The organism is Mucilaginibacter sp. P5_A4 (assembly GCF_056400605.1).
The window spans coordinates 35,949-62,324 of the sequence record NZ_JBFUKX010000020.1 but is presented as its reverse complement, the minus strand read 5'-3'; the positions used below and the strand labels follow the sequence as shown (position 1 = coordinate 62,324).

Genomic DNA, 26,376 nt, shown 5'->3' with positions numbered 1-26,376 from the left:
ACCGTACGATAGCGGACGGTCATTGTGCATAGGCGAACAGGAGAGGCTTTTGGACGAAGGACTTTCAGACAAAGGATGAAGGATGAACATTATGGTAATTATGCCTGAAAGTCCTGCGTCCCAAAGTCTTTGTTCCTTTGTCTAAAAGTCCTTTGTCTGAAAGTCCAAAATCACTCGTTCCGCAAACTATTAATCGGATTGGCTAATGCCGCTTTAATAGATTGGAAGCTTACGGTTGCCAGTGCAACTATTACGGTTACCAGCCCCGCCATTACAAATACCCAAATCTGGATGGTGATGCGGTAGGTATATGTTTCCAGCCATTTGTGCATGCCCCACCAGGCAATTGGTGATGCTATAGCGAAGGAAATAAGTACAAGCATTAAAAACTCTTTTGATAACATACCAGTAAGGTTTGACACCGATGCGCCTAAAACCTTACGTACACTAATCTCCTTTTGACGGTTTTGTGCCATATATGCGGCAAGACCAAACAACCCAAGGCATGATATAAATATGGTTAGACCGGCAAACAGGCTGGCCAAGGTGCCCACTTTTTGTTCGTCGTTGAATTTTTTCGCGTATTCATCATCAACAAAATGATATTCAAACGGATACTCCGGATTATATTTTTTAAACACGGCTTCTGCACGTTTCAGGTTTTCGGCGGTAGTGTTATTGGGGTTAAGCTTATAATGTACCACGTTAAACCATGATTTTGGCCCCTGGATAATCATGGCTTTAATAGGCTGGTATGGCGATTCGATAATAAAATCTTTAATAACACCTACCACCACCAAATTATGGTTATCCCGTTTGATGATCTGTCCTACAGGATCTTTAAAGCCGGTTACTTTTACCGCGGCTTCGTTCAGCAATATGGCTGTTGAGTCTGTAGGATAAGTATTTATATCGATATCCCTGCCGGCAGCTATTTTTAAACCCATGGTTTTTACAAAGTCGCCATCGGTGTTGTACATGATAAAATCTATTTTCTGACTTTGGTCTTTTCCTTTCCAGTCAAAACCCCAACTGTCGCTCCACCGTTGGGTAACCGGCGAGTTGGTTTTAGTAACCGATACTGCTGCCCCACTGCTTACCAGTTCATTGCGGATCATCTTGAAGTTTTTATCAATACTGCCCGACATCATGGTATATGCCAGGTTGTCTTTTTTGTATCCAAGATCCCTGTTTTGGGCGTATTGCATCTGGTCGCGGATGAGGATGGTACAGATGATGAGGATAATGGCGAAAGTAAATTGAACTACTACCAATATTTTGCGCGGACTAATTGCGGCATCTACCCTTTTAAATGATCCTTTTAAAACGCTAACCGGCTTAAATGACGACAGGAAGAAAGCCGGGTAACTGCCGGCTATTATCCCCGTAAATAAAACAAATTTAAACCGGCCAGCCAGAAATAAATACTGCCATAAGGCACAAATAACCGTTTATCAGTCAACTGATTGAAGCCCGACATACTAACCTGCACAATGATAATGGCTATTATGCCTGCAATAAAAGCGATAAGGATGCTTTCGCCCAAAAATTGTGTGATGATCGAACCTTTTTTTGCACCTATCGCTTTCATGATACCTACTTCGCGGGCGCGTTTTTCGCTCCGGGCAGTGCTTAAGTTCATGAAATTGATACAGGCTATCAATAAAATAAATGCCGCGATAACAGCAAACAACCTTACCGACTCAATTTTACCGCCGGTTATTTTGCCATTTTCAAATTTGGAATATAAATGCCATTTGGCAGCAGGGTGCATAAACACTTCCTGGTCTTTTTGATCGGAGTGCGATTTGGTAATGTTGATCACTTGCTTATTAAGCTGGTCTTCGGTAACATTGGGTTTAGTAAGTACCCAGGTTTGCACAGAATTGTTGCCCCAGTACTCGTCATCGCCACCTGTTTTTTTCAGATAGCTCCAGGGCATCAGGTATTCAAAATCAAAACGGGTGTTGTTGGGCAAATCTTTCATTACCCCTGTCACCGTAAAATGGTCAACGCTGTCAATGCGTATCACTTTACCCATCGCATCTTGTTCGCCAAAAAGCTTTTTTGACAGCTTTTGCGTAATAACTATGGAATTGATAGTATTAAGCGCCGTTTTTGGATTTCCTGCCACCAGCGGAAAATTAAACATTGTCAAAAAATCCGGGTCGGTAAAGTTACCATCCAGGTTCAGGTGTTTATCGCCAAGGCTAAACAAGAAACTTGCTGATGTTGTACGTGCGCTTTGTTCAACGGAGGGGTAATCCTGCTTCAATGTCTTCGACATGATCTTCGGTGTCGTTCCCCAGCACCAAAGCTTGCCATCAAAAACAGCCCGGTTATAAGCCAGGTATAGTCTATCGCGATTTTGATGAAACTGGTCATAGCTCAACTCGTTCTGAATCCAGAAAAGGATAAGCGCCGCGCTTGCCATTCCTATGGCCAGTCCCGATATGTTGATCAACGAAAATGATTTATTGCGCAATAAATTGCGCCAGGCAATTTTTATAAAATTTTTAAACATGGTATTTGGTTCAATGGTTCATTAGTTCATTGGTGTTATATGATTCGTAGTTCATTAGTTCACTGGTTCATTAGTTCATTGGTGGAGGAGCGTAGAACCTGCAGTCTGAATTCGCCAGCCACAAGCCATTATTCAACATAACCGACCCAATTAGCCAACAGATAAGACCAATGAACTAATGAACCAGTGAACCAATGAACGATCTTATTCGCTTCTCAAACTTTTAACCGGGTTGCTCAAAGCTGCTTTAATAGCCTGCCAGCTAACGGTTGCAAGGCATACGGCCACGCTGATAGCTATAGTAGCCACAAATACCCACGCACTGATATTAGTGCGATAAGTATACTGGGATAACCATTTATCCATGTAATAATAGCTGATAGCTGAGCCGACAACAAAGGAGATGATTACCAGTTGCAAAAACTCCCTTGACAGGTTGAACCACAGGCTGCTTACAGTTGCCCCTAATACTTTACGGATCCCGATCTCCTTTTTACGCTGTTCGGCGGCGAAGGAAGCTAAGCCGAACAAGCCAAGGCATGATATGATAATGGCCAGCACCGTGAACGCGCTCGATAACGTACCCAGCAATTTCTCTGTCTGGAACTTGCGGCTAAAATTTTCGTCTACAAACTTGTATTCAAAAGGGTATTCGGGGTTATATTTTTTGTAGAGTGACTCGATGGTCGCCAGGCTTTTTGATACCGATATTTTTGGATTTAACCGTACGCCTATAGTCCCTGCCCAGTTTTTATCAAAGCCGATGATCACCGGCTTTACAGGTTCATATGGTGAGGCCCATACAAAGTTTTTTACAACCCCTACAACAGTACATTTTCTATCCTGCCACTTTACAATCTGGCCTAATGGATCTTTTAGCCGCATCATTTTTACCGCGGCTTCATTCAGCATAACAGACGAACTATCAGCAACGTGATCTATGGAAAAATCGCGGCCTGCCAAAAGCTGCAGACCATATGTGGGGATAAAATGATAGCTGGTAACCAACTGATCAATAGGAATTTTATCTTCACCTGCCAATTGACCGGGCCAGGTAATGCCCCAGCTACTGCTGTTGGCACTGGCAATAGTACTTGATGTAATTGCTGCATCGGTAATAGCTCCGGCGTTAATGGCATCCCTCCTGAAGTTTTCAAACTCTTTTTGGATGCTGCCTTCAATAGAAAACTCCAACAAACCATTTTGTGAGTAGCCAACCGGCCGGTTTTTTATATAGCTGATCTGTTTATAAATCAGGATACTTGAAAGTATCAGGCATGTAGCAAATACAAACTGTATTACAACCAGTACCTGCCTGGAGTAAAATGTTGTTTTGCCTGCTTTGTTAAGGCCTTTTAAAACTTTTATTGGTTTAAACGACGAAAGGAACAAGGCCGGGTAACTGCCGGCAAGGATCCCGGTAAGCAATGTTACGCCAATTATGGCTACCCAGGTTAAAGGGTTACTAAACGGTATAATGAGTTGCTTACCAATCATCTCCTGAAAACGCCCCATCAGCGATCCCATTAATAATGCGGCAAAAATAAAAGCAAGGAAAGATGTCAATATCGATTCGCCCATGAACTGCTGGATAATGGCAAACCTGCGGGCGCCTACTACCTTGCGGATCCCCACCTCGCGTGATCGTTTTTCAGAACGTGCTGTTGACAGGTTCATAAAATTGATACAGGCTATCACCAGGATCCCGATTGCCAGGAACAGGAACAGCCTTACATACTCAATACTGCCGCCACCTGTGGCCTTACCGTTTTTAAATTCACTGTACAGGTGCATTTTATTAAAAGGGTATAAAAACAGCTCATTTTCTTTATTAAAAGGATCATTATGAGCAATCAGCTTTGTGATTTTAGGGTTAAACTTAGCCACATCGACACCTGGTTTTAACTTGACAAAGGTTTTGAATGAATAATTGCCCCAGCCAGAATTTTTAACCCATGGCATGGTTGATTCAAACAATTTCCACGACATTAAAGCCTTAAACCTAAAACTGGAATTTTGGGGCAGATCTTTAAAAACGCCGCTTATTTTTACCAGTGTGCTGCCATTTAATTTTACTGTTTGACCTATAGGATCCTGCTTACCAAACAGTGCTTTAACAGCCGACTCTGATATAATAACCGAGCTAAGATCTTTAAACGCATCCGTTTTATTGCCTTTAACAAAATCAAGCTTAAAAATATCCAGGAACGAGGCATCGGCAGCCATCAATGAAAATTTGAGCGGCTTGTTGTTATAATTAAAAAGCTGATCGTAAGCCCAGTTTGTACGGGCGGCGTATGCAATATCGGGATACTCTTTTTGCAATACCCCTGCTACCTGTACAGGTGTTGCATCCCCGGTAAGAATTTCGCCATTTGACGGCTGGTTACGCATCACTTTATAGATGCTATCGCTGTTCTGGTAAAATTTATCGTAGGTAAACTCATTATAAACATATAACAGCAGCATAAAACTAACAGCCATACCCGCCCCAAGGCCGCCAATGTTAATAGCAGAATACAGCTTGTTTTTTATCAGGCTCCGCCAGGCAATTTTTAAGTAATTTTTAAACATGTTATTTGATTCATTAGTTCAATTGTTTATTAGTTCATTGGTCTTGTATGGTTCATTAGCTTTTGGGTTGTGCAGTCAGCGGATCAAACTAAGGTTTACCGCCTTCCACCAATGAACCAGTGAACTAATGAACCAATAAACGCCTACTCGCTCCGCAAACTCTTAACCGGGTTTGTGAGCGCCGCTTTAATAGCCTGGAAGCTTACCGTGGTAAGCGCAATCATAAGGGCAATTATGCCTGCCAGGGCAAACTCCCACCAGCTGATGCTGATTCGATAAGCAAAATCCTTTAACCAGCTATGCATGCCATAATAAGCAAGCGGGAAAGCAATCAATGCCGAAATACCTACCAGTATCACAAACTCCAGCGATAGCATATTCACTATACCGAATACCGATGCGCCCAATACCTTGCGGATCCCGATTTCGCGGGTACGCTGGATGGTGCTGTACGATGCCAGGCCAAGCAAACCCAAGCACGAAATAAATATGGCAAGTATCGCGAAATATAAGAACAGGGTGCCAAACCTATTATCAGACGCGTAAAGCTTATCAAAGGTTGCATCAACAAAAACATAATTGAACGGCCGCTCGGGTACAAGCGATTTCCATTTATCCTGGATAGTTTTTATAGTGACTGGAATGTCATTTACCCCTATTTTTAAAGTAAATACATTTAATCCACGTTGGTTAATACGCATGTTCAATGGTTTTACCTGGGTTTGTAAGCCTTGAAAGTGAAAATCTTTTACCACGCCAATTATTTTACCTGTTCGCCCCCATTGATTGAAATTGTGTCCAACAGCATCGCCTGGTTTCAGGTAGCCCAGCATTTTTGAAGCGGCCTCGTTAATGACAATGGCTTTGGTGGTATCCGTTCCAAATGATTCAGAAAAAGCACGGCCGGCCAAAACCTTCATTTCAAACTGGTGGATAAAATCATAGTCCACATCGTACATATTCATATTCATTTCCTGCATGGCGCCGGTTTTGGTCTCTATTTTTGAATAGGCAACACTGTTGCCAAAACCGGGGATACTGCCCGATGCTGTAACAGCCGACACGTTGGGAATTTTTGCCAGTTCATTTTTTATCAGCTGGAAACGGGCCTGAACAGCGCTGTCGCCTGCAAAATCAATGGTGAGCATCTGTTCTTTTTTAAAGCCGAGGTTCTGGCTGCGCATAAAACTGAGCTGGTTGTAAACTATCAGCGTACCAATAATAAGCACAATAGAGATGGTGAATTGTGTAATTACTAAACCTTTGCGCAAAATGATGCCCTTACTGGTAGTGCTGAACCTGCCTTTTAAAATAGTGACGGGTTTAAATCCCGACAGCACCAAAGCCGGGTAAATGCCGGCAACAAGGCCAATTGCACTGGCAATAACAAAAAGTTGTAACAGGTAGCCATTGTTAAAGATACTTTCGCTAACCACTTTGCCCGATAACTGGTTAAACAATGGCAGCAACAGGTAACTGAACAAGGCCGAAAACACGAAAGAGATTAAACAAATAATAACCGATTCGCTTAAAAACTGAATAGTTAATTGTTTGCGCACCGCCCCTATCACCTTGCGGATGCCCACCTCTTTCGCCCTTTCGGTGGCACGGGCGGTAGTAAGGTTAATAAAATTGATACAGGCAATCAGCAAAATAAACGCCGCAATTACCGAAAAGATGTAAACATTGGTAACACTGCCATTTTCGGTTCCACCTCCCCTTTTTGAAACCATGTATACATCTTTAAGTGGTTCAAGATAATAGGCGTAATCCATCCCGCTTTTACGGTCGGCCTCGCTGATATGCTTTTTGGCGAATGCGGGTAAACGTGCCTGCAGTTTGGCCGGATCATATCCTTTTTTGAGCAACAGGTACGTAAAGTTATTATAATTGCCCCATTGGGTTAAATACCCTTTATACAATTTTGCGAGGGTGGATACCGATACCAGCATATCAAATTTAATGTGCGAATTATGAGGCACATCCTGCATAACGCCGGTAACAGCGGCAGGATATTTACCGTCAAGTAATAACGGTTTACCTATCGGATCGGCGCTGCCAAAGTATTTTTTGGCCATGGTTTCACTCATTACCACGCTGTAAGGCGCTTCAAGGGCTTTATTCTTATCCCCTTTTACCAATTGGAACGAGAACACCTTAAAAAGCGAAGGCTCGGCAAACTGAACATTATTTTCCTGGAATTTGGCATCCTGGTACTGCACCAGGTAACCTGCTCCAAACAAACGGGTATAAGCCTCAACCTCGGGATAATCACCTTGTATGGCCGGGCCAACAGGGGCGGTGGTTGACGGCCAGTGCAGCGTTTCGGTAGGTGTTTTAATGTCTGAGGCTACCCGGTAAATGTTATCATAATTCGCATTAAAATGATCGTAGCTCAACTCAAACTTTACGTACATATAAATCAGGAACCCGGCGGTCATCCCCACAGCCAAACCTATAATATTGATAACCGAAAACCCCTTGTAACGCCAAAGGTTCCGGAAAGCTATTTTGATGTAGTTTTTTATCATCTTAATTAGTTTATTGGTTCATTAGTTCATTTTATTAGTTCATTGGTTCACTGGTTCATTAGTTCATTGGTCTTGTCTGTTGGTTCATTGGGTTATTGGCCATATTAAATGATGGCCTTACCCGTTGCAAATTCACGTTGCAATTTCTACGCCCGTCCACCAATGAACCAGTGAACTAATGAACCAATGAACGATCATTCGCTCCTCAAACTCTTCACAGGGTTTACCAACGCAGCTTTAATAGCCTGGTATGCAATAGTAACAGCGGCGATTATAAATGATGATGCTATGGCTATGATGAATATTCCCGGCCCTATGTTAATGTGGTAGGCAAAATTTTGCAGCCAGTTGTGCATTACGTAGTAACCCAGCGGAGCGGCTACTAAAAATGCTATCCCTATCAGGAGAATAAATTCTTTACCAAACAGGGCTACAATGCTATATACAGGCGCGCCCAAAACCTTGCGGATGCCTACCTCTTTAGTACGTTGCGAGGCTGCGAAAGCGATCAATCCGTATAAGCCTAAACAACCTATAAGTATGGCTATGTATGAGAATAACTGGAAAGCGGTATAAACTTTTTGCTCCTGCCTGTAAAAATTGGCAATATGCTCATCTATAAACTCATACTCAAAAACATTATCCGGGTAAATTTTCGACCATTGTTTGCCAATATAAGCAATGGTTTTATTCATGGCGGCAGGCTGAATCCTGATGCTGGCCATAAAGAAGCCCCGCGGATTGTATTCCAGCACGCAGGCCCTGCGTTTTTTGTGTTTTGATTCGCTTTGAAAATCCTGTACCACGCCCACAATAATTGATTGTTGGTCGCCATTAAGTTTTACATGTTTATTCAAAGCCAGCTGTGGGTCCTGGATGCCCAGTTTGTGCATCATGGTTTCGTTGATCACTACGCTGTGCAGGGTATCTTTATCATTCTTTTTCCAGATTTTTTGTCCGGCCAGCATGTGCAGCTGAAACATATCTATGTACTTTTCATCAATGTATTTCACCTCGGTAACATCATCCTTGGTTAGCCCAAGTTCGGACGATTGAAAGCTGGTAAAGTTGTTATTATAAACCGGTCCGCCGTTTGAAAAGCTCAGGTCCTTTATCCCCGGATAGGTTGCCAGTTGCTGCTTAAATACCTCGCGCTTTTCCTTATTGGGCAAGTCGACAGAAATCACTGCCTCTTTATTAAAACCGAGGTCCTGGTTTTTAAAGAAATCCATCTGGTGAGCAACTATCAGGGTGCCTACTATCAATATCTGCGAAATAGCAAACTGGGCAATCACCAAACCTTTACGTAAGGTTAAACCACCGGAAGACATGCCTGCCGTATTTTTCAAAGATTCAACCGGCTGAAAGGCTGATTGCACAAACGACGGATATAAACCCGCAAGCAAAATAACTGCCAGGGTGATAGCGGCTATCCAGCCCAATACTACGGGTTGCAATAACTGTGAGGAATCTATGCTGATCGACATCCATTTACCGGCTTCTGACAGGAATAATGCGGATAAACAAACACCAAATATCACTGAAATCAGCACCAGCACCGTAGTTTCGCCCATAAACTGCTTTACCAACTGTGAACGTGTAGCACCCAATACTTTGCGCACACCAACTTCTTTAGCCCTCCTGATGGCCTGCGCCGTAGCCAGGTTAACAAAATTGATACAAGCTGTAATGATGATAAGTAAGGCCACGCCAATGAGCGCGTAATAAGTATCTTTTGATGTAGGCGTGATGATGTTGTTGATATACCGCTGATCGAAGTGAATATCTTTCAATGGTTGCAGGGGCAAATGAGCGCTTTTGGCAATATCGGCGCCCCAGTTTTTTTTAATAAAAGCGGGTATTTTGCTTTTCAATTGTTGCATAGAATAATTTGGGGGAAGCACAATATAGGCGTAACTACCGCCCGGGATAGACCAGAAATTACTCATGCCGCCTTTCAAATACTGCTCGATGCTTTTCAATGATACCAGGAATTCTGTTGGGGTACTGGAATTAGCAGGTAAATCTTTAATGATACCTGTTACTTTGGCGTTCAGTTGGTTTTCAAAATTGACTGTCTGCCCCATAGCATCGGCTTTGCCAAAATATTTTTTGGCAATAGTTTCTGTAAGTACCACGCTATTGGGTTGCGAAAGCGCGGTTTTAGGGTCACCGGCCAGCCATTGGTAGTCAAAAACTTTAGCTGTCTGATCATCGCCAAAAACTATATTTTTTTCTGTGAAACGGTTCTCGCCAATCTTGATCATAGCTTCTGACTGGTAAAATAGTTGCGTGGTTTGCTCCAGTTCGGGAAAATCAATCCGCATGGCCGGGATTATCGCCATAGATACGTTCGAGTTAAAATCAAGCGCGTTTAAAGTTACCCGGTAAGTACGGTCGGCCTTGCTGTTGTAACTGTCAAAACCAAGCTCATTCCTCACAATAAGGAAGATCACCAAACACGCGGCTACACCCAATGTAAGCCCAAAAACGTTCAGGAAAGCATAACTCAGGTTACGGCGAATATTCCTGAAGGCGATAGTTACATAGCTTTTGATCATGATTTTATACTTTAAATTCTAAACCCTAAATTCTAATCTCTAAATCCTAAACTGGCGCCCCATTTCAAATGACCATTCACCATTCACCATTCACCATTCACCTCTCCTATTCATTCTTCAAACTATCCACCGGATTAGCAACTGCCGCTTTAATAGATTGAAAGCTCACCGTTATTACAGCTATAAATAATGCTGCAGCTCCGGCCACCACAAGCACCCACCATTGGATGCTGATGCGGTAGGCAAAATCCTGAAGCCACTTATTCATTAAATACCAGGCTATAGGTGTAGTAATTGCAATGGATATAAATATCAGTTTAATAAAATCTTTAGAAAGGATACCTACTATAACCGATACACTTGCGCCAAGCACTTTACGGATCCCAATTTCTTTTGTGCGTTGCTCTGCTGCATAGGCGGCTAAGCCAAATAAACCCAGGCAGGCTATAATAATAGCCAAAACAGTAAATATGATAGATATGGTACCGGTACGCTGCTCGTTCCGGTAGTTGGCATCAAAATTCTGCTCCATAAATGAGTATTCAAAATGGCTTTGGGTAAGGGCATCCCATTTATTTTTTATCTGGGCTATAAGCGCTGGCAAATTTGCAGTGCTCACTTTGATGCTCAGATCGCCGGTATTATCATTCAGCAACAGGATAACCGGGCTGATGGTTTCGTGCAGGGAGTTGAAATTGAAATCCTTAACAACGCCGATTATATGATACGGCTTCATATGATCGCGGTTACCATCCATATTGCGGTACAGGATCTTATTTACCGGATCGCTGTAGCCTAAAAATTTAGCGGCAGCTTCATTGATCACCAAACCTGTTGAATCGGTAGGCATTTGTTCCGAAAAATTCCGGCCGTCTGTTATTTTCATATCCAGCGTACCAATGTAATCTGCATCAACATTCCAACTTTGCGGAAAGATGGATCTTTTTTGATCGAGCGTAGCATCCTTATAAAATATAGATGTAGCACGCACATGCGCTGTAGGCAAATAACTGGTTAGTGTGGCATTTACTACACCGGGAAGCTGTTTAATTTCCTGTTTAAAGGTTTTGGCATGGCTGCCCAATTCAAAAGTTTTATTGATGATTAGCACCTGGTTACGGCTATAACCCAGGTTTTTGGTTTGGATATAATTAAGCTGATTATAAATAACTATGGTGCCTATGATGAGGAATATCGAAATACTAAACTGAAACACAACCAGTACGCTACGTAACCTGCTGCCTTTAAAACCACCCGATAGCCTACCGCTCAATACATTTATAGGCTGAAAGGCCGAAAGGAAAAATGCCGGGTATGAGCCCGCAGCAAAACCAACCACCACCACAATAACCAATAATGCAGGGATAAGCCAGGCCAAAGTTTGTGAGCCCACTACCAGTTCCTTGCCCGATATATGGTTAAATAATGGTAATAGCAGCAGGGTTGCAAACAAGGCTATTATAGCCCCTGCAAGCGTAACCAGCACCGACTCGGTTAAAAACTGGAAAATAATGTATTTGCGGGGTGAACCTAAAACCTTACGGACGCCAACCTCGCGGGCGCGGTTTGATGAGCGCGCGGTCGACAGGTTCATGAAATTAATGCAGGCTATCAGCAATATAAATATAGCAATGGCCGAAAATATGTAAACATATTGCATGGTGCCATTGGTACCCAACTCGCCTGCACGACTGGAGTGCAGGTGAATATCAGTAAGCGGCGTAAGGTTGAGCCTGAAATAGCTTCCGCTTTTTTCAAAGGCATCCATATTCATGTGTAAACCGGCCTGCATTTCGGCATCGCTGTATTTTTTTAAAAAAGCGGGTAATTTTTTCTCAAATGCTTTACTGTCGGCTCCCTTTTTGAGCACTACATAGGTGTTAAAATCGCTCCTGAGCCATTCAGTCGACTTGCTGTCGGGAAAGCTCGACATCGACATGAAAAAGTTAAAATTGAAATGCGATTGCTTTGGGATATCTTTAATTACCCCGGTAATTTTAAACAGCTGGTTATTTTCTATGGTTAGTGTTTTACCTACTATATTGGTACTGTTGAAATATTTTTTTGCGGTACTTTCGGTAAGTACAACGCTATTGGGTTCATTTAAGGCAGTGGCGGGGTTGCCATTGATCATGGGCAAGGTAAAAACATTAAAAATTGAAGGATCAGTAAATACGGAACTGTACTCCAGGATACTTTCGTTTCCTTTTTTTATATGGAAACCATTGGTCGGTTTTATCCTTGTGGCTTCTTCCACTTCGGGGAAATCAGTTTTAAGGGTTTGGGCCAATGGCGCCATGCATACAGCGTACAAAACATTGTTGTTGCCCAGTTTCAGATCTTCATTAATACGAAACGTACGGCTGGCTTTAGCATTATACCTGTCATAACTTAGTTCATCGGCTACGTAAAGTACAATCATTAAACAAGTAGCCAGGCCCAGGGCAAGCCCTAAAATGTTTATGGCAGTAAATCCTACATTTTTCCTTAATGTACGGAAGGCGGTCTTTATGTAATTCCTGATCATCTCTTTAGTTCATTTGGTTCATTAGTTCACTGGTTCATTAGTTCATTGGTCTTGTCTGGTTGATAAGTTCAATGGTTTTTTTAACTTTTGCGTTCATCAATTGTTCCATCCTGCCGCTTTCCACCAATGAACCAGTGAACCAGTGAACCAACAAACTACTCACTCCTTAAACTTTTTACCGGGTTTGCCAACGCTGCCCGCAGGGTGTTAAGGCTTACCACTGCTAATGTTAGCAGCAGTATAATTACGCCAACCACTGCAAACAACCAGATACTTATACTGATGTGGTAGGTGTATTTTTGAAGCCAGTTGCTCATAAACCACCACGTTAATGGTACAGCAATTGCAAAAGCGACCATTACCAGCTTTAAAAACTCGGTTGATATCAGCATTAGTAATTGTTGCACCGTAGCACCCAATACCTTACGTACCCCTATTTCCCTGAAACGTTTTTCGATAGTGAATGATGCCAGGCCGGCTAAGCCAATACAGCAGATAAAAATGGCTAAACCTGCAAAGATGTTGGTAATACGGCTGATTAGCTCTTCGGTAATAAATTTCTTACCAAATTCCTGGTCAACAAACTGGTATTCAAATATATTTTCGGGGTTGTATTTTTTGAAGATGACCTGGATAGCCTGGATAGCCTTTTGTGGCTGCACCCCATCTTTTAAACGAACACTTACCCGGCTTGAGCTTTTGGGATCATAATAAACCATCAAAGGCTCTACAGGCTTGTATGGCGATTCCATCACAATGTTTTCTATCACCCCGGCAACGGTATATTTACGCGGCCCGTAACGCATTTGCATGCCGATGGGGTTTTTAAGGTTCATGGCCTCAACAGCAGCCTTATTGAGCAGCATTACCCCCGAATCGGCGGGCATGGCAGTAAAATCGCGCCCCATCAACACTTTGGTGCCCATGGTTTTGGTAAAATCAACATCGGTGCTTAAGCCAGTGAATATAATACTACCGGCGGGCTTACCATCATAATCGGGAGATGGTGATTTCCACCAAACATCGGTTATGGGTGCCGATGTACGGGTAACAGCACCAACTAAATTGGTATTAAATAACTCCTGCTTAATAGCTACGTAATTTTTATCCACAGCCTCTGATGATGGCACCATCAGCAGGTTATTGGGATTGTACCCTATGCTGCGGTTTTTAATATGCTGAATTTGCTGGTATACGATAATGGTAGCCGAGATGAGTAATATCGACATTACAAACTGCCCCACTACCAGGATGCGCCTTGGCAATACCGCGCTTTTACCGGCAGCAAATGTCCCCTTCAGTACCTTAACCGGGTTAAATGACGACAGGTATAAGGCAGGATAGCTGCCCGCTACTATTCCCGTAAACAAGATGATAACCACCGTACCTGTTAAAAAGAATGGATCAATAATAGCCAGGTGAAGGTTTTTGCTCACCAATGTATTAAACAAAGGCATAAATATATACACACATGCAATAGCAAATACAAAGGCGATGCAGGTGAGGATGATTGACTCAAAAAAGAACTGGATGATTAATTGTTTTTTATCAGATCCTAAGGTTTTACGGATGCCTACTTCTTTAGCGCGTTTCTCAGACCGGGCGGTAGATAGGTTCATGAAATTTACACAAGCAATCAGGAGAATAATAATTGCTATTACAGTGAACAATTTTACATATTCAATCATGCCGCCTATATTTTTACCATCTTTAAACTCGCCATACAGGTGCCACTTATTCATGGCGAAGGTATAATAGGTGCTAATTTCATCGTGGCTATCATTCTTATGCTTAACATCGTTTATATACTTATCCAACGCCTGGGGGGATGCGCCGGGTGTAGCTTGTATAAAAACAAAATCTGATGAATTTGACCACTGTTGCATCCGGGCCTTGCTACCTGCAGATGTATATTCAAACGGGGCTATAAAATCAAACTGAAAGGTGGAGTTACCTGGAGGGTCGGCAATTACTGCACTTACCTTAAAGTTTTGCTGGTTATCAATTTTGATTACTTTATTAATGGGATCATCGTTCCCGAAAAATGCTTTGGCAGCCGATTCGGTTATCACCATGGATTTAGGATCACTAATAGGCGTTTTGGAATCGCCCTTAATAAACTTCCATGAAAACATTTTAAAAAACTGATCGCTTACCTGGTAACCCTTTTTGATCATTTTGGTATTACCATACTGCGCCATGTGGGTTTCCTGGTGGCTGGTCATCACGGCATATTTTATCTGCGGGTTACCCGTTTCCAACGCCTTGGCCAATGGGAAAGCCATATTCTCATCGGTGAATATGCTGTTCTTAAAGTCGCGGTTGGCCATTATTTTATAAATATTGTCATGGCTGGCGTGAAACTTATCAAACGCGACTTCATCCTTCACCCATAAAAATATAAAGATAGAACAGGTCATACCAATAGTCAATCCCAGGATATTGGTTAATGAGAACCCCTTATTCCTGACCAGGTTTCTCCAGGCGATCTTGAAATAGTTCTTTATCATGTTAATTGGTCATTAGTCATTGGTCATTCCGCTGCGCTGTCATTCGTGATTTGCAAGCGGGGTTTATTCGTACGCTATGGCCATCAACATCCGGAATAGTCCATCAAACAAGTCCAATGACTAATGACCGCCTTAAAAGAAGGCATAAAACAAGCTTACCCCTCCCTTGCGGAGAGGTGAGCCGTGCACAAAAAATTAACTTATATAAACTATCTTACGGGGTAGACGATATGCTGTTTAAACCATTATATTCTCCACAACCGACTGTCCGTCAAGCAACCTGATAATGCGGTGGCTGTAACGGGCATCATGCTCAGAGTGTGTAACCATGATGATGGTTGTACCTTGTTCGTTCAAATCAGTTAACAGTTCCATTACATCGTTACCGTTGGTACTATCCAAGTTACCTGTAGGCTCATCCGCGAGGATCAGTTTGGGTTTGTTAACCACGGCGCGGGCAATTGCCACACGTTGTTGCTGACCACCCGATAATTGCTGCGGATAGTGATTACGACGGTGCATGATCTGCATCTTATCTAACACCTCTTCTACCCTTTTTACACGCTCAGCCGCAGGAACACCGGTGTAGATCAGCGGTAATTCAACGTTTTCAAATACGGTTAGCTCATCAATAAGGTTAAAGCTCTGGAAAACGAAACCGATGTTGTGCTTACGCAGGTCGGCACGTTTACGCTCGGTGAAATGCGCAACTTCAATGTCGTTAAAAACATAGCTGCCGTCATCCGGATCATCAAGCATCCCTAAAATATTGAGCAACGTTGACTTACCACAACCAGACGGCCCCATGATGGCCACAAACTCGCCGGTCGCTATTTCAATTGATAGCTTATTTAAAGCTATGGTCTCTACCTCTTCTGTGCGGTAAAATTTTTCGAGATTAGTAATTTTTATCATTTGCCCCTCCTAAATCATCCGCCTTTCGTTTAGATGATTTGATTTTTTTGATTTTGTTTATACTCTGTTTATAAAATTAATTATTTCTTTCTTATTCAGCCTTCTTTTACCTCCTCCCCTTCAGGGGAGGCCGGGAGGGGCTTATTTCTTCAATACCAGTTCCTGGATATCGCCATAGGTTTCATAGCTCGAGGTAATTACCTTATCGCCGGGATTTAACCCTTCGGTTACCACGTAATAATCAGGGCTTTGGCGACCAAGCTGTATGTTAACCTTGTAGGCACGTTTGCCGTCTTCGCTCACTTTAAATATCCAGTTACCGCCTGTTTGCTGGTAAAAACCGCCTTTAGGTACCAATACAGCTGTAGTTTCGTCGCTAAGTGCCAACCTAACCTGCAGCGTTTGCCCTTTACGGATGCCCTTAGGCACGGTACCTACAAATTGCATATCAACCTGGAAACTGCCGGTTGTTTTTACCTGCGTAAACACCTTTTTTATAACCAGGTAATATGTTTTATCGGCAAATTGAAAATCGCCTTTCAGACCTGTAAACACGCGCGACAGGTAATGCTCATCAATATCAACCCTCACTTTAAAGCCCGATTGTACGTCGATCTGTCCCAGGTGTTCGCCTTTATTTTTGCTCTGGCCAACTTCGGCATCCATGGAGGTTAACTGGCCATCAATAGGCGCCCTTAAAGTAAGGCCTGCAACTTTTTTACGCATAAGGGCCAGGGCAGCCTTCATTTGGGTATAGTGTTCCTGGGCCTGTTGATCCTGCTGTTTAACAAGCGAGGTATCCTGCTTCAATATTTGTATAGCTAACTTTCTGCGGTTAAGCTGGTAATCATACATATTTTTAGCCGATTGATATTCCTGTAAACCAATTGCTTTTTGCTCGTAAAGGTTTTTATCTAATTTATAAAGCCGCTCGGCTTCTTTAAAAGCATTGTCTACATCGGCCATGGTATTAAGTTTGGTAATGGTGGCTTGTGATGCATTGTTATGTGATATCTGCATTTGGGTTTGCTCGGCAAACACCTGCGACTCCTGGGTGGCCAGGCTTAATTCTTCATCTACATTGCTTAATTTTAAAATAGGATCACCTTTTTTAAGCATCGCCCCGTCTTCTACATATTTCTCTTCCACTAAACCGCCCTCTGTAGCATCAAGGAAAATAGTGGTTAATGGCATTACTGTACCGTTAACCGGGATAAACTCCTGAAATGGACCTTTAGTAATAGTACTTACAGTTATGCGTTCGGTATCAACATCCAATTTGCTTTTACCCGATGTAAAATAAATACTGCCCCCAACTAATAAAATAATGCCTGTAATACCAGCTATAGTTAGTATTCGTTTGCTGTTCCAGGTCTTTTTCTCAATTTTTCTGTCCACTGTTATTATGATGTTTTGAATAATGGTTACAAAAAGATATGCCACAAATTAAAATACTGTATTTCAATACATTAAATACCTATTGCAGATTTAAGGCGTACGCTTCTGTTACATCAAGTGTACGGTAATGATACAGTAAAATAGTGCGCGGATATCCCATAACGCGTATATTAGTTACAATTAAAATTACTACTTTTTTTAACCGGTAGCCCCTTAATAGTTGTATTTGTATAATACTGTGAATTTTAAGCATTCAATTATTAATTTGCACAAAGTTTTCTTTGGTTGATGGTTCATAGATGATGCTTCATGGTATAGCGTTTGTTGCCGGTATAATTAGTAACAATTGTTGAATACTATGCGTCTGCTATAAATCATCATCAAAAAACTATCGGCTGCTATCAATGAACCATTAACTATGAACTATACCAAATGATACTTAAAAAAGCTACAATTCTTATTGTTGATGATGACCCGGATGTACTTACCGCAGTAAAGCTGCTGCTGAAAACTCAGGCTAATGAAGTGATAACCGAGAAGAACCCGGAAAACCTGAACTGGCTGCTGCAACGCAACGAGGTAGACCTGGTTTTGCTGGATATGAACTTTAACAGCGCCATAAACACCGGCAACGAAGGTTTGTACTGGCTGCGTAAAGTGAAAGATTGGAAGCCAGATGTATGTGTTATAATGATTACAGCCTATGGCGATATTGACCTGGCCGTACGTTCATTAAAAGAAGGCGCTGATGATTTTGTGGTAAAACCATGGCATAACGAGAAACTGATAGCCACCATAAAAGAGCTTTTAGATAAGAAAGAAGGAGGTGTAAAAACCACCAAAGCAGCAGTAAAAAGCACCGCGGGAGATACCTCTATACTGGGCGAATCGGACGTGATGCAGGATATTTTTTATAAGGTGAACAAAATAGCCCCTACAGATGCCAATATTTTACTGTTAGGAGAAAATGGTACAGGTAAGGATTTGATGGCTAAGGCCATTCATGAGCGTTCGTTACGGGCCGATAAACCTTTTATAAAAGTAGATGTGGGCGCCTTAACCGATACCCTGTTTGAGAGCGAACTGTTTGGGCATAAAAAAGGCGCGTTTACAGATGCCAGGGAAGACCGCACCGGCAGGTTTGAGGATGCCCAGGGCGGCACCTTGTTTTTGGATGAGATAGGCAACATAAGTCTGCAACAACAGGCCAAACTGTTAACTATACTGCAAAACAGGCAGGTAACCCGGTTAGGAACCAATAAGGCCATTGATATTGATATCAGGCTGATTTGTGCTACCAATGTGCCCATGCACGAGCTGGCTAACGAGAGCCGTTTCCGCAAGGATTTAATTTACCGGATAAATACGGTGGAAATTAACATGCCCCCTTTACGCCGCCGCAGTGAGGATATTGTGATACTGGCCAGGCACTTTGCCAAACAATATGCCAGCAAGTATCTGAAACCTGCCGTGGATTTTGATGCCGCGGCTTTGATAAAGCTTAAATCATATAATTACCCCGGCAATGTACGCGAACTGCAATATACCATTGAACGTGCTGTTATTATGGCTGATGAACAAACACTAAGGCCCGATGACCTGATATTTTCTATACTGGAAACATCAACAGACAGCAGTATCAATGATGAAAATATACAGCTAAGCACGCTGGAAAAAAACGCCATTTTAAAAGTGATAGAAAAACATAATGGCAACATAACCCGGGCCGCCAAAGAACTGGGATTAACCCGTACAGCCTTATACCGCAGATTAAGCAAATATGATATTTAACCGTTATGAGTGGCGGCTTTTGCTGCGTGTATTTTTAATGTTTATTGCCTTAGCCGCAGCGGCGTACGTTACGGTTACCGGCCAACCGCTATACCTGGTTATATTTATCCCTTTGGTAGTTTACGCGGTAATAGAAATGATCCGTTTCCAGAAAAAAGCTCAGGACGAGGTCAACCAGTTTGTAGAATCCATCCATTATCGGGATTTCTCGCGCCATTTTGATGTACGCCGGGCGCCAAACGAACTCAAACCATTACGCAAAGGCTTTAATGATATCAATACCACCTTTAAGCTTATCAGCCGCGAACGCGAAACGCAATATCATTACCTGCAAAAGATCCTGGAGCTGGTGGATACAGGCATTTTATCTTACGAAGAAGAAACAGGCAGCATCAGCTGGATCAATGAGGCTTTTAAAAAACTGCTGGGTATCCCCTATTTAAAAACCATTCAATCGCTCGAAAAACGGGAGCCCGCGCTTTACCAGGAACTGATTAGGTTAAAACCCGGCGAAAGCAATATCATCACCATCAGCCGCAACCAGCAGTTAGTTAAAATACTGATAACGGCCAGCCTGATGCGCAGCGATGATAAGCTTTACAAGTTGATAGCGTTTCAGAATGTGAGCGAAGCGCTGGATGAAACGGAATCAAAAGCCTGGTCGAAATTACTGAATGTAATGACCCATGAGATCATGAACTCGGTGGCTCCTATCTCTTCGCTGGCCGATACCCTGAAGAACCGCCTGCAAAGCCCCGAGATTGCCAATAGTATAGAAAGCAGCGAACTGGAAGACCTGGAGTTGGGTATAGATACCATTAAACGCCGCAGCGAGGGCTTGCTGAAGTTTACAGAAAGCTACCGCAGCCTAAACAAGATCACCAAACTCGATCGTGAAAAGATCCTGGTACGTAACCTGTTCGAGAACCTGAACAGCCTGATGCGGCCTACCCTGGAGAAGAAAAACATTGAGTTGGTGATTATTATGCGCGACCCGGCACTTGCCATTGAAGCAGATATTAACCTGCTTGAGCAAGTTATGATCAACCTGCTGGTGAATGCCATAGAAGCTGTAAAAGACCGCGAAGAACCCCGGATCACCCTATCTGCCGAAGTACAAAACAATAACAAAACACTGGTTAAAATTACAGATAATGGCCTCGGCATGCCCCCCGAACTATTAGATAAGATCTTTATTCCATTCTTCAGCACCAAAAAAACCGGCAGCGGTATAGGGCTAAGCCTGTGTAAGCAGATCATGTTATTGCATAAAGGGAATATCCAGGTACAATCTTCGGAGGGTAAAGGATCTTCATTTATATTGCAGTTTGTGCCCTAAGGCTCCAACGCCCTGAAGGGGGAAGTTTTTGATTAGCATGTTTTTTGAAACTTACGAAGTTTGATATTGCCTTTTTTATTAGTGGAAAAACAAATTGAGCCAGGCGCTTTTGCTCCCCCTTCAGGGGGTCGGGGGGCCATCCTTGCCATCCCGGGAAGCTTACGTTCGGGTTCAACAAATCATAATATCCTGAAACATTTGGGTGGTTTGGTACCATCGGATGTTGAATACAGCATTTATACCAATTTGGCCCTCATCCCTCCTTTTGACCCTGGCAATGATGACGACTATCCGCCCGAACCCGTTTTTGAATTAAGAGAGTTATTAAAGCGAGTCGATGGCATTATCATTTGCACACCAGAATATGCTTTTGGCGTACCCGGTCAGTTAAAAAATATGCTGGACTGGATGGTATCGAGTGGTTCACTTGTAGATAAGCCGGTGGCATTGATAACAGCGTCATTAGGCGGCGAGCATGCGCATGCATCGTTACGGCTTACTTTAGGTGCATTATCGGCCAGGGTTATTGATGATGCTAATTTGGTGGTCTCTTTTATCAGGTCGAAAATGGATGGGGATAAGGTAGCCGACGAGGATCTGAGAAAAAAGTTGGATGAAGTTTTAAAAGTGTTTTTGAACAGGGTAAATCACGTTTAAAATTTTTATGATCTCTGTCAATTTCACCCGCCCGGCGGTGATGGCCCGTTTGGTAAAATATTTATTAACATTTCCCCGGTTTTTCTCGATAAATATTGTCTTTTCTACATAAACTTATATTTTTTATATAATTTTTATATCGAAATTACCGGTAAGGTTTTAAAAGCGGAGCAATTCTTTCTGCCAATTTGACAACTTCATAGTCTTTGGAACATGCATTGATGGTTGCAGGTAGAAATTAATATTAATCCATTCATATATCAATATTATGCAAGAGAAAGGCAGCATTTCAATCCACACCGAAAACATTTTTCCGATAATTAAGAAATTTCTTTACTCAGATAATGAGATATTTTTGCGCGAGCTGGTATCAAACGCTGTAGATGCTACCCAAAAAATTAAACGCTTGGCCTCTTTAGGCCAATACAACGGCGAACTTGGCGACCTGCGCGTTGAAATTGCATTTGACGAGGTAAAGAAAACCATCACCATATCCGATAATGGCTTGGGTATGACCGCCGAGGAGATCAAAAAATACATTAACCAGATAGCATTTTCGGGCGCTACTGAGTTTGTGGAGAAATTTAAAGAAGCCAAAGATGCCAATGAGATCATCGGTCGCTTTGGTTTAGGTTTTTACTCGGCCTTTATGGTTGCAGATAAGGTTGAAATTCAAACCCTGTCATACCAGGAAGGTGCCGAGCCCGCTTACTGGGTTTGCGATGGCAGCACCGAGTTTGAGATTGGCGAAGGTATATTGGCTGAACGGGGTACCGAGATCACCCTGTATATCAACAGCGAATCGGAAGAGTTCCTGAGCAAATACAAATTGCAGGAGATACTTGACAAATACTGCAAGTTTTTACCTGTGCCTATTAAATTTGGCACTAAAACCGAATCTGTTGAAGATGGTGTTGATGAAGAAGGCAAACCAAAATACATTGACGTTGAGGCAGATAACATCATCAATGATACCAACCCTATCTGGACTAAAGCACCATCTGAGTTAAAAGACGAAGATTACCTTAACTTTTACAAACAGCTTTATCCATTTAGCGAAGATCCATTATTCTGGATCCACCTTAATGTTGATTATCCGTTTAATCTTACAGGGGTATTATACTTCCCTAAACTGAAAAACGATTTCGAGATCTCAAAAAACAAGATCAAATTATTCAGCCGCCAGGTATTTATTACCGACGAGGTAAAAGACATTGTTCCTGAATTTTTGATGCTTTTACATGGTGTAATTGATTCACCGGATATCCCGCTGAACGTTTCAAGAAGCTTTTTACAAGCCGACAGTAATGTTAAAAAAATTAACAGCTACGTTACCAAAAAAGTGGCTGACAAATTAGCAGAACTGTTTAAAGCCGACCGCAAAGCCTACGAAGAAAAATGGACCGACATTGGCCTGTTTGTAAAATACGGTATGGTAAGCGAAGACAAATTCTACGATAAAGCTAAAGACTTTGTTTTGGTGACAAACACTAAAAAAGAGAACTTTACATTACCCGAATACAAAGAGAAAGTTGAAGCTTTTCAAACTGATAAAGACGGGCAGTTGGTTTACATTTACACCAACGATCCGGCAAAACAGGATTCATTTATCCAATCGGCCAATAAAAAGGATTATGATGTATTGGTGATGAACTCGCCTATCGATAACCACTTTATCAGTCAATTAGAGCAGAAATTAGACAAAACATCATTAAAACGTGTTGATGCCGACGTTGCCGATAAACTGATTAAAAAAGATGAAGCGCCGGAGTCTGTTCTAAGCGAAGAGCAGTCAACTAAGGTAAAGGATATCTTCAACAAATCCATTAATAAACCTGCATATAACGTTCATTTAGAGAGCCTTAACCCAGAAGAATTGCCTGTTACTGTAACTATGGACGAGTTTATGCGCCGCATGAAAGATATGGCTGCAATGGGTGGCGGCATGGGCTTTTATGGCAACATGCCCGATAATTACAAGGTAATTGTAAACGGTAACCATAAACTGATCAGCCGTATATTACAGGAAGAAAACGAGGAAGTACAGGCCCAATTGTCAAAACAGGCATTTGATCTTGCCTTGCTTTCACAGGGCTTATTAACCGGCGCCGAACTTACCGAGTTTGTGAACCGCAGCGTTAACCTGATATAGTTTTAAAGCAAAATAATTCAAAGCCATCCGCACAAAACGGGTGGCTTTTTTGTTTAAAAGAATACTTAAATTTGATGTAAATTAAACCTGAATAAGCCTTTACCGTCTAACCTTAAATTGTTCATTATGAAAACGCTAAATAAAATAGCTATACTGCTTGCCTTTGTTTTTATTGGCATCAATATGGTTAGTGCCCAAAATACACGGAAGGATAGAAAAGCTGCGCACGTTGCCGAAATAAAAGGCCTTATAGAATCTCAAAACTTTGTTTTTGATGCCAACTTTGTAAACCCTTCAAGGGGCAGTGGCCGGTCATTAACCTCAGAATATGATCTTACAGTTACTAAGGATACCATAATTGCTTATCTGCCTTATTTTGGTCGTGCTTATACAGCCCCTCCATACGGATCTATCGAGGGCGGCATCAAATTCACCAACACGCATTTCACCTATGCGATGAAACCAGGAAAAAAAAGCGGCTGGGCTATAACCATTAAACCAACAAATAAAAACATCAGTGATTGGCGGGATGTTCAATCAATGTATCTTACAATAAGCGAAGATGGTTATGCTTCTTTACAGGTGATCAGTAGTAACCGCGAACCTATCTCATTTAACGGTACCATTGAGAAAAGGCCAGCGAAAAAATGAGCCAAAAGTTGAAAGCTTTACCTTATATTGTAATGCGCTTTCTGCCTTGAGCTTTCGGCTTTAGCCTATCAACCCCGCATTATCTTTCAATTCCACGCCGGATAGCTTCCGTTTAAATGCTTCGCTGATGAGGTAAAAGATCTTTCGGGCGGCTTTTTTATAGGTTAATCCTTTGGGGCGGATGTTTGATACACAATTGCGGGCTTCATCGGTGAGGCCGGGTTTGGGTTTGTAGGTAAGATATGCACCCAAACTATCCGCCGAGCTTAGGCCCGGACGCTCGCCTATCAGCACAAGCGATAATTGGGCGTTCAGGTTATAGCCAATATCATCACCTATGGCAACCCGGCCCTGTTCTACCAGGCTTATGGGGGCAAGTTTAAAAGCGCTCTGAGATAGCAAGGGTATAAGTTCTTTTAACAAACCAATAGCATTTTCATTTATTGCAGTCGCCGAAAGGCCATCAGCTATTATGATAGCTATATCGGTATCAACAAAATAATCCGTTAATTGATCTGATGAAGCATCGTTAAGCCTACGGCCCAGGTCAGGCCGCTGTAAGTATTGGCGCCGGTCAGTAACCTGACTGTGCAGGCAGATAACAGGTGATTCAAACTGCTTAAGTGATTCACTTAATTGATTGATATCCAATTCGGAATATACTGCATCCCGGGCATGCGCATGGGCCAGTTTAAAATCAAGTGATTGCTTTAACGGAATGCTTGTACCCACCCGCCCGATAGCTATCCGTGCAGCAGTAAATTCCTGCAACGCCTTTAATGGTTCTATTTCGTGTGGGAGGTTTCTTTTCATTTTCTAATTTCCAGGACACAATCACCTTTTAGCTTTATGCTTTCGTCTAAATATTAAACCATTGCACCAAGCAAACCATGCGATGAACTTACCGGCAGCATATTGCCTTTAATATCAACAATACCTTGTTTTATTAACCATTGATCAAACTCGGGAGCCGGTTTAAGTCCCAGTGCTTTACGCAAGTACAATGCATCATGAAATGATGTTGATTGATAGTTAAGCATAATATCATCGGCACCGGGAATACCCATTACAAAATTGCAGCCAGCCACACCCAACAGGGTAAGCAGGTTGTCCATATCATCCTGGTCGGCCTCAGCATGGTTGGTGTAGCAAACATCACACCCCATAGGTAAACCAAGCAACTTTCCGCAAAAATGATCTTCTAAAGCGGCCCGGATAATCTGCTTGCCATCATATAAATATTCGGGGCCAATAAAGCCTACTACTGTATTCACCAACAATGGTTTAAACTTGCGGGCTACGGCATAAGCCCTTACCTCGCAGGTTTGTTGATCTACCCCGAAATTAGCATTCGCAGATAATGCGCTACCCTGCCCCGTTTCAAAGTACATTACGTTATTGCCAATAGTTCCACGATTGAGGGATAGTGTAGCCTGGTAGGCTTCTTCTATCAATCCCAGGTTGATACCAAAGCTGGCATTAGCCTTTTCGGTACCGGCTATAGATTGAAAACAGAGATCAACCGGCGCCCCTTCATTTATCAATTGCAAAGTAGTAGTAATGTGGCTTAGTACACATGTTTGTGTGGGAATCTCAAACTGGTGCCTGATATTATCCATCAACTTTAACAAATTATTCACCGCCGCCGGACTATCAGTAGCGGGATTAATGCCAATAGTTGCATCACCACTACCATATAGTAAACCGTCGATAATACTGGCAGCAACTCCTTTAGGATCATCAGTTGGATGATTAGGTTGCAAACGTGTACTGAAATGTCCTTTTAACCCGATGGTATTACGAAAGCGGGTAACCACCTCGCATTTTTTTGCTATCGCGATCAAATCCTGGTTACGCATCAGTTTAGATACAGCAGCCACCATTTCGGGTGTTAGGCCGGTTGATATATCATTTAGCGTTGTTGTATCAGTTTCATCGCTAAGAAGCCAGTCGCGAAGTTCACCAACAGTTAAATGACTTATTTGATTAAAAGCTATAACATTATGGCTATCAATAATCAGGCGTGTCACCTCATCCTGTTCGTAAGGCACAACCACTTCATTCAAAAAAGCTTTCAAAGGTACATCAGCCAATGTGATCTGTGCAGCTACCCGTTCCTCATAACTACCTGCACATACTCCTGCCAGCTCATCTCCCGATCGGTATGGCGAGGCTTTGCCCAGCAAAGTTTTCAGATCATGAAACTTATAAACTTTGTTACGTATAGTGTGTCGATAGGGCATTTA

Annotated in this window: 17 protein-coding genes; 5 read left to right on the top strand and 12 right to left on the bottom strand. The window is 42.3% G+C overall.

Features of this window, described 5'->3' with window-relative positions; translation table 11 throughout:
- Nucleotides 1–170: 170 nt before the first annotated feature.
- The 10 genes from AC1DQW_RS14050 to AC1DQW_RS14005 form a co-directional block, all read right to left on the bottom strand.
- Nucleotides 171–1,274 (bottom strand): ABC transporter permease, encoded by a 1,104-nt coding sequence (locus AC1DQW_RS14050; RefSeq protein WP_477454652.1) that lies wholly within the window; start codon nt 1,272–1,274, stop codon nt 171–173.
- A 104-nt stretch (nt 1,275–1,378) separates the two neighbouring features.
- Nucleotides 1,379–2,524 (bottom strand): ABC transporter permease, encoded by a 1,146-nt coding sequence (locus tag AC1DQW_RS14045; RefSeq protein ID WP_477454651.1) that lies wholly within the window; start codon nt 2,522–2,524, stop codon nt 1,379–1,381.
- A 204-nt stretch (nt 2,525–2,728) separates the two neighbouring features.
- Nucleotides 2,729–5,098: an ABC transporter permease gene (locus AC1DQW_RS14040; RefSeq protein ID WP_477454650.1), complete on the bottom strand. Its 2,370-nt coding sequence runs from the start codon at nt 5,096–5,098 to the stop codon at nt 2,729–2,731.
- A 143-nt stretch (nt 5,099–5,241) separates the two neighbouring features.
- Complete coding sequence (locus AC1DQW_RS14035) at nt 5,242–7,629, bottom strand: ABC transporter permease (protein WP_477454649.1); 2,388 nt, start codon at nt 7,627–7,629, stop codon at nt 5,242–5,244.
- A 194-nt stretch (nt 7,630–7,823) separates the two neighbouring features.
- Nucleotides 7,824–10,190 carry an ABC transporter permease gene (locus AC1DQW_RS14030; protein WP_477454648.1) on the bottom strand — a complete coding sequence of 789 codons (2,367 nt, stop codon included), beginning with the start codon at nt 10,188–10,190 and terminating at the stop codon, nt 7,824–7,826.
- 106 nt (nt 10,191–10,296) lie between these two features.
- Nucleotides 10,297–12,717 carry an ABC transporter permease gene (locus AC1DQW_RS14025; protein WP_477454647.1) on the bottom strand — a complete coding sequence of 807 codons (2,421 nt, stop codon included), beginning with the start codon at nt 12,715–12,717 and terminating at the stop codon, nt 10,297–10,299.
- Nucleotides 12,718–12,754: 37 nt separating this feature from the next.
- Nucleotides 12,755–12,880 (bottom strand): hypothetical protein, encoded by a 126-nt coding sequence (locus AC1DQW_RS14020; protein ID WP_477454646.1) that lies wholly within the window; start codon nt 12,878–12,880, stop codon nt 12,755–12,757.
- A complete protein-coding gene (locus AC1DQW_RS14015) occupies nt 12,873–15,227 on the bottom strand; it encodes an ABC transporter permease (RefSeq protein WP_477454645.1) in 2,355 nt (784 codons plus the stop codon). Before AC1DQW_RS14015 ends, AC1DQW_RS14020 begins: the two co-directional genes overlap by 8 nt.
- Before the next feature lie 237 nt (nt 15,228–15,464).
- Complete coding sequence (locus AC1DQW_RS14010) at nt 15,465–16,142, bottom strand: ABC transporter ATP-binding protein (RefSeq protein WP_477403722.1); 678 nt, start codon at nt 16,140–16,142, stop codon at nt 15,465–15,467.
- Nucleotides 16,143–16,283: 141 nt separating this feature from the next.
- Nucleotides 16,284–17,540 (bottom strand): efflux RND transporter periplasmic adaptor subunit, encoded by a 1,257-nt coding sequence (locus AC1DQW_RS14005; protein ID WP_477454644.1) that lies wholly within the window; start codon nt 17,538–17,540, stop codon nt 16,284–16,286.
- 432 nt (nt 17,541–17,972) lie between these two features.
- On the opposite strand from AC1DQW_RS14005, the gene AC1DQW_RS14000 reads away from it, so the two are divergent.
- The 5 genes from AC1DQW_RS14000 (at nt 17,973) to AC1DQW_RS13980 (ending at nt 24,130) form a co-directional block, all read left to right on the top strand.
- Nucleotides 17,973–19,331 (top strand): sigma-54-dependent transcriptional regulator, encoded by a 1,359-nt coding sequence (locus AC1DQW_RS14000; protein ID WP_477454643.1) that lies wholly within the window; start codon nt 17,973–17,975, stop codon nt 19,329–19,331.
- Nucleotides 19,321–20,670 (top strand): sensor histidine kinase, encoded by a 1,350-nt coding sequence (locus AC1DQW_RS13995; RefSeq protein ID WP_477454642.1) that lies wholly within the window; start codon nt 19,321–19,323, stop codon nt 20,668–20,670. The genes AC1DQW_RS14000 and AC1DQW_RS13995 overlap by 11 nt, the downstream gene beginning before the upstream one ends.
- Nucleotides 20,671–20,751: 81 nt before the next feature.
- Complete coding sequence (locus tag AC1DQW_RS13990) at nt 20,752–21,327, top strand: NADPH-dependent FMN reductase (RefSeq protein ID WP_477454641.1); 576 nt, start codon at nt 20,752–20,754, stop codon at nt 21,325–21,327.
- A gap of 268 nt (nt 21,328–21,595) precedes the next feature.
- Entirely contained in the window at nt 21,596–23,479 is a 1,884-nt protein-coding gene (gene htpG / locus AC1DQW_RS13985) for a molecular chaperone HtpG (RefSeq protein ID WP_477454640.1), read from the top strand.
- A gap of 126 nt (nt 23,480–23,605) precedes the next feature.
- The gene (locus AC1DQW_RS13980; protein ID WP_477454639.1) at nt 23,606–24,130 is read left to right on the top strand and encodes a DUF4251 domain-containing protein; all 525 of its coding nucleotides are present in this window, start codon (nt 23,606–23,608) and stop codon (nt 24,128–24,130) included.
- Between the two features lie 60 nt (nt 24,131–24,190).
- Here the strand turns inward: AC1DQW_RS13980 and eutC are convergent, their stop codons facing one another.
- Complete coding sequence (gene eutC, locus AC1DQW_RS13975) at nt 24,191–24,943, bottom strand: ethanolamine ammonia-lyase subunit EutC (protein ID WP_477454638.1); 753 nt, start codon at nt 24,941–24,943, stop codon at nt 24,191–24,193.
- 53 nt (nt 24,944–24,996) lie between these two features.
- Nucleotides 24,997–26,373, bottom strand: coding sequence for an ethanolamine ammonia-lyase subunit EutB (locus AC1DQW_RS13970; RefSeq protein WP_477454637.1), 1,377 nt, complete (start codon nt 26,371–26,373; stop codon nt 24,997–24,999).
- Nucleotides 26,374–26,376: the final 3 nt, after the last annotated feature.